The sequence below is a fragment of the Candidatus Liberibacter sp. genome (assembly GCF_014048425.1).
Lineage (GTDB): Bacteria > Pseudomonadota > Alphaproteobacteria > Rhizobiales > Rhizobiaceae > Liberibacter.
The window spans coordinates 1-5,307 of record NZ_JACETX010000058.1 but is presented as its reverse complement, the minus strand read 5'-3'; the positions used below and the strand labels follow the sequence as shown (position 1 = coordinate 5,307).

The following is a 5,307-nucleotide window of genomic DNA, read 5'->3' as shown; positions in this document are numbered from 1 at the left end:
AAAAAAAAATAACGACAATTATAGATCCAATCGAGATATCGGCAAAATAGCTGAATTGTTGCATTGAAACGTATTTTGTTAATGATTAAAAAACCTAAGCTAAAACCGAAAGAAATCGTGATATGCCCGATATCGAATCAATCGTAGAAAAACTATTATTGCTATCAATCATCCTAGATGAAAATCCCTCTTATTCTTTATAAACTTAAGGATATCATCTTTCTTCTAGCCCTGAAAGAAGTCACAATCATATAATATGATAGCTTAGATTAAAGACAACAATCAAAAAACCTACAAGGCAACCTCTGGCAAAAAAAACTATTTCAAAGAAATTATCTTTTTAAACAAACATTCTTCCTAACAATATTTTTTTTTTAAAAATTCATTTAACACTACTTCAAAAAACGATTTTTATGTTTTTTTTGTGATTTTTTATGTCGTTATACTATGTAATATTAGTTATTCCTTAAGTCTCATATACTACACTCCTATAAAAGTTATGGTCTTTAGTTTGTGTTGTTAGAGAGTACAATGACCGAAAAATTACAGTCCCGTGTGAAATTCGTAATCGGACCTGACGGGAGTCCTCTTACTATAGCAAATCTTCCCCCACCCAATACACAAAGGTGGGTTATTAGAAGAAAAGCAGAGGTTGTAGCCGCAGTTCAAGGCGGGTTGTTAAGCCTTGAAGAAGCTTGTAATCTTTATACTCTTACCGTAGAAGAGTTTCTTTCGTGGCAATCATCAATTCTTCAATATGGTCTTGCCGGATTGCGCACAACTCAAATCCAGAAGTATAGATAAAGAGTAATCCTCTCTATCTAAGCCTCCCTACTTATTCAATATTTTGAATTGCATTTGTGGGGACGGCACTTCTCAGATAGGTAATGATGATTTGTTGCCTACAATCCAAATCAAGAAGTATAGATAAAGAGTAATCCTCTCTATCTTCCCCCCCCCTACTACTCAATGTTTTAAGTAATAATCTTAGGGACGCATTTCAAATTGGAAATAATTCCTTCTACAATTACGCACGAATCCTTTTCATCTTATTGCATCTTTCAAGTACGGAAAGACTATTGTTTTCCGATTCTATTTTTTCCAAATCAGATTCAAGAACTTCCTGTTGAAGAAGAAGCTCTCTTATTGAAACAAAAAGATTGTCCGCCCTCTGGCGCGCAGACTTGGCAAAAGTAGAATATGCGAAGTGTCTTGTATCATAAATTCCTGATTGTCTTTCTTCTAGAGAAATTTGTTTTTCCAAATCGCCAACCATTCTTTTAAATTCCATCACCATAGCCCGCACTTGTCGCAATTGGCGATTCTTATCGTTAGCTTGAAATTTTTTCAAACGTTCTTTCTGTTCTTGCAATCTCATGCGTTTTACTCCAATACGCGCAAAACATCCTAAAAATACGGCAGGATTAACTTCCAATACAGAATTTTCACTTAAGATTGATAAAATTCTGAAACTAACCTATACAAAAACCTATAAATGGTAACCTTTCGTTTACGAGCATGGTTAATAATAGGATATTACAGCTTAAAAGGTGGTAAACGAACTCTTCTAAAAAAATAAAGGTGAATTTTTTACTAAAAAGGTAGATTATAACAGGACTGGCATGATAGGAGAATTGTCACGGTATGTTATATTTCAGTCTTGTGAAGAAACATCTCAGGAGATCGCAAATATTCCGGGATGGTTTATTCTGTCTTAACTGGTTTATTGCCCATCCAAGTCAGCTGATGAGTAGACAGTTCGTTATATTGAGGGAAACAAGTTCGAATCCCTAGACGATGTATTAATAAAGGGAGATGATTAATGCGAATTCTACTTATTGAAGATGACAGCGCTGTGGCGCATAGCATTGAGCTTATGTTAAAATCGGAAGATTTTAATGTTTACATCACTAGCTTAGGTGAAGATGGCGTGGATTTAGGAAAAATTTACGATTACGATATCATCCTTCTTGATCTAAACTTACCAGATATCTCTGGATATGAAGTGTTGCGCACACTCCGATTGGCCAAAATTTCAACACCCGTATGCATACTTTCTGGCATGTCCAGCATAGAAGATAAAGTCCGTGGGTTAGGATATGGGGCTGATGATTATATAGGAAAACCTCTCAATAAGGACGAACTTGTAGCTCGAATCCATGCAATCGTACGTCGATCCAGAGGACATGCCCAGTCGGTGATTATTACTGGCGATCTAGTCGTTAATCTTGACACAAAAACTGTTGAAGTTGGAGGACAGAGAGTCCATCTAACCGGCAAAGAATACCAAATGTTAGAGTTGCTTTCTCTCCGTAAAAACACAACTTTAACCAAAGAAATGTTCTTAAATCACCTCTATGGTGGCATGGATGAACCAGAATTAAAAATCATCGATGTCTTCATTTGTAAATTACGCAAGAAACTTAGTAATGCCGCGAGAGGAAAAAACTACATAGAAACAGTTTGGGGTCGCGGATATGTCTTGCGGGAAACTGAGAGCCCTGCTTATCTAGAGACAGCATAGCTCTCACAATAAACTCGTTTTATCTCTCTCTTCCACAGAGAAAAGAGGATAACATCCTTTCCCTATGCGTGCACGTGCCGTGCACGTTTTTCTTAGAAAATTTTAACGCAATTTCCCTATCTTATTAGATCGGGTTGCATCTTTGCTATGCCAACGCAAATTTCTTCATTTGCGGCAAATCCCTAAGTGCAAATTGAAGAGTTTCACGGTTAAAAGGTTTCAATAAAAAGTCGTTCACTCCGACTTTTGCTCCAGAAATCATCTTTTTGAAATCCACCTCAATAAGAAGGCAATAAACAAAAACATTCTTCCCCAAAGGAATTTTTCGAAGATCTGCAATGAATTCCAGACTTTCTGCCATAGCTTCATCAATAATGATATAATCCGGCAAAGATCCTTCTTTACAAAATTCCCTTGCTTCGTGAAGATTAGCTGCCTCGCAAACTGCAAAGCCAAATTCACTAAATAATCGTCTACCAACTTTTCTAACGACGTTGGAAGCATCAACCAACAGAAGATTTAGCATAAAAATACAATCCTTATATAGTTAACAACGTCTCCATTATTATCTCATAAAAATCCTAAATCATCACTACTTATATAGATTAAATGAAATAAATATGGATTACATATTATCCAATTTATCCCTATCTTCAGTGCACTTACAAGCAATCAATACAAGATTCTGATCATCAATAAATCGATAAGATAAAGCCATATCACTCTCACAAGCTAACAATGCGGTATAATAAAATTGAACATCATGCGCAGTAATCTGAAAATCCATTTCTCCTGATAGAATCCGGATAAATTTTTCAGGAAGCCGTACCAAACTACCACGAATATTCAAGAAAAAGCATTCCTCATCAATCGAAGTTTTGACCAAAATTTCTAAGTTACCACCCCTCGGAAGGGAAACATAAGCTATCATAAAAAGATTAAGCAATAGCTTAATCTTTTGCTTAGGTAGAGTAATTTTTTCTCTTGTCCATGACAACGCAATCTTATTATCAATAGCAGAAAAATCTTTTATAACTTCTTCAGCTTCACTGAGTTCAAACGGAGCATTAATGGAACCAGAAGCCCCAAAAGCTATCCTTGCGAATTTAAGACGAGCAGTTGCATTCGCGGCACTAGAACGAATCAACTCCATAGCGTCATCTTCTAATCCCTCTTCATCTAATAACTCTAAACCATTATTAATTGCCCCTATTGGAGAAATGATATCGTGACAAATACGACTGCAAAGCAATGCAGACAAATCACTGGAAGAAAGATTGAAATCTATCTTTTTCACCACCAAAATTTTCTCCTCAAAGATTAGTCGAAAATTAATAGCATCAAAGGAAATCCTTTCAATGCAATTTTCTGTTTAAATACCCTATAATGCTATTGTATCCAGTGGACTATTTGTTAGATTGTTCTAGCAAGTTGAATGCCATCTTAATCGAATTATATAGAATGTGTTGCAAACAAAAAAAGAAACCAAACAAAAGCAACTTTAAGCATTATAATAGGACTATCTGTTTGCTAATAGTTGTTTTGCTCACTCTTCTGTGGATGAAAGCTCCTGTTTTTGCAAAAAATCCTGATAGTCATAAATATTCTCCTCATGAAATATCCTTGACAGGAAAACGTTTTTTTGGATCTCTTAGTCAGGGATTAGCACAATCCATAGAAAAAGCATTTCAGTCTTATGGTATGCCAAACGGTTATATTTTAGGAGAGGAAATTTCCGCTTCTTTCTTTGCAAGCATTAAATATGGCAAAGGCATACTGAGCACCAAGAATCTAGGGATGCATCGTTTGTTCTGGAAAGGACCCTCTTTGGGAGTTTCCCTAGGCGGAAGTGGTGCACGTTGCATGATGTTGGTCTATAATCTTCCCGATATCGAATCAATATATGGACGATATGGTAGTTTCAGCGGTTCAGCTTTCTTTGTCGCCGGATTTGAAATGGCAATTCTTGTCAATAAATTGATCCTCATTGTACCCATTTGCAGTGGAATTGGAATGCATCTCGGCATGGGCGCTGGTTACATAGTAGTAACTCGCAATCCTACGTGGATTCCACTATGAGTAAAATAGTTATTTTTCAAGGCTTTGTACTATATATTGCCCGTTGTTTTTTATTTCTCCTAAAGAATAGATGGCAATGATTATTAAAAACGAATCAGAAGCATGTAAACAGGACTTCGATGGAGGGGAAAATCTTGCTTTCCAAAAATAAAACCAACAACAAATCAGATCATCCAGATTCCGATATGATTCATAATATTCGCATTCAAATAGAAGATGTTTCCAAAATATTGTCTCAAAAATCCGGATCTTTTTCAGAAAAAGATCTTCGCAAAAGAATGCATCTCATTACTGCTCGCATAATAGCACTTACAGCTTTACACGAAGGAGATCGTTCTCCTATCCCTAATCTTCTCCAAAAAGAACATGAATCCAATAGTTTTCTTACAGAAATCACAATAAAAGAAATAGAATTTCTAAAATCTCAACTTAGTCTAGTCGAGAACCCTTCTTAAATTTTAAGTTTCAAGTTTTAGGTTTTTATTCTTTTTTTATAGAAATATCTGATTACAGATCGCCCGTTGATAAAAGTAATATAATCCCACAGAATACGTTTAAGAAAAATTGATCTTAGGAAAGATTCAATTCCTGTATTCTTCCAGACATTTTTCCAAATCCTTCAATCATAGCATCCTGATTCTCAATTTTATTGATCTGCTGCTGAATTTCTTGCAGGATAGAAAGGAGATGAGTTGTTTTTTCTT

7 protein-coding genes are annotated in these 5,307 nt (G+C 35.6%); 4 read left to right on the top strand and 3 right to left on the bottom strand.

Features of this window, described 5'->3' with window-relative positions; genetic code table 11:
• Window positions 1-531: 531 nt before the first annotated feature.
• The gene (gene sciP / locus H0G72_RS05495; protein ID WP_182017770.1) at window positions 532-804 is read left to right on the top strand and encodes a CtrA inhibitor SciP; all 273 of its coding nucleotides are present in this window, start codon (window positions 532-534) and stop codon (window positions 802-804) included.
• 223 nt (window positions 805-1,027) lie between these two features.
• On the opposite strand, the gene H0G72_RS05490 is transcribed toward sciP, so the two are convergent.
• A complete protein-coding gene (locus H0G72_RS05490) occupies window positions 1,028-1,378 on the bottom strand; it encodes a hypothetical protein (RefSeq protein WP_182017771.1) in 351 nt (116 codons plus the stop codon).
• A 444-nt stretch (window positions 1,379-1,822) separates the two neighbouring features.
• Here H0G72_RS05490 and ctrA point away from each other — a divergent pair, with 444 nt between their 5' ends.
• Window positions 1,823-2,524 carry a response regulator transcription factor CtrA gene (gene ctrA / locus H0G72_RS05485; protein WP_182017769.1) on the top strand — a complete coding sequence of 234 codons (702 nt, stop codon included), beginning with the start codon at window positions 1,823-1,825 and terminating at the stop codon, window positions 2,522-2,524.
• Between the two features lie 145 nt (window positions 2,525-2,669).
• Here ctrA and H0G72_RS05480 read toward each other — a convergent pair whose 3' ends face one another.
• Together H0G72_RS05480 and chpT are read right to left on the bottom strand one after the other, a co-directional pair.
• Window positions 2,670-3,050 (bottom strand): response regulator, encoded by a 381-nt coding sequence (locus tag H0G72_RS05480; protein ID WP_182017768.1) that lies wholly within the window; start codon window positions 3,048-3,050, stop codon window positions 2,670-2,672.
• Between the two features lie 99 nt (window positions 3,051-3,149).
• Window positions 3,150-3,824: a histidine phosphotransferase ChpT gene (gene chpT / locus H0G72_RS05475; protein WP_182017767.1), complete on the bottom strand. Its 675-nt coding sequence runs from the start codon at window positions 3,822-3,824 to the stop codon at window positions 3,150-3,152.
• 227 nt (window positions 3,825-4,051) lie between these two features.
• Here chpT and H0G72_RS05470 point away from each other — a divergent pair, with 227 nt between their 5' ends.
• Complete coding sequence (locus H0G72_RS05470; protein ID WP_259345167.1) at window positions 4,052-4,603, top strand: DUF1134 domain-containing protein; 552 nt, start codon at window positions 4,052-4,054, stop codon at window positions 4,601-4,603.
• Between the two features lie 134 nt (window positions 4,604-4,737).
• A complete protein-coding gene (locus tag H0G72_RS05465) occupies window positions 4,738-5,058 on the top strand; it encodes a hypothetical protein (RefSeq protein ID WP_182017765.1) in 321 nt (106 codons plus the stop codon).
• The last annotated feature ends 249 nt before the right edge of the window (window positions 5,059-5,307 follow it).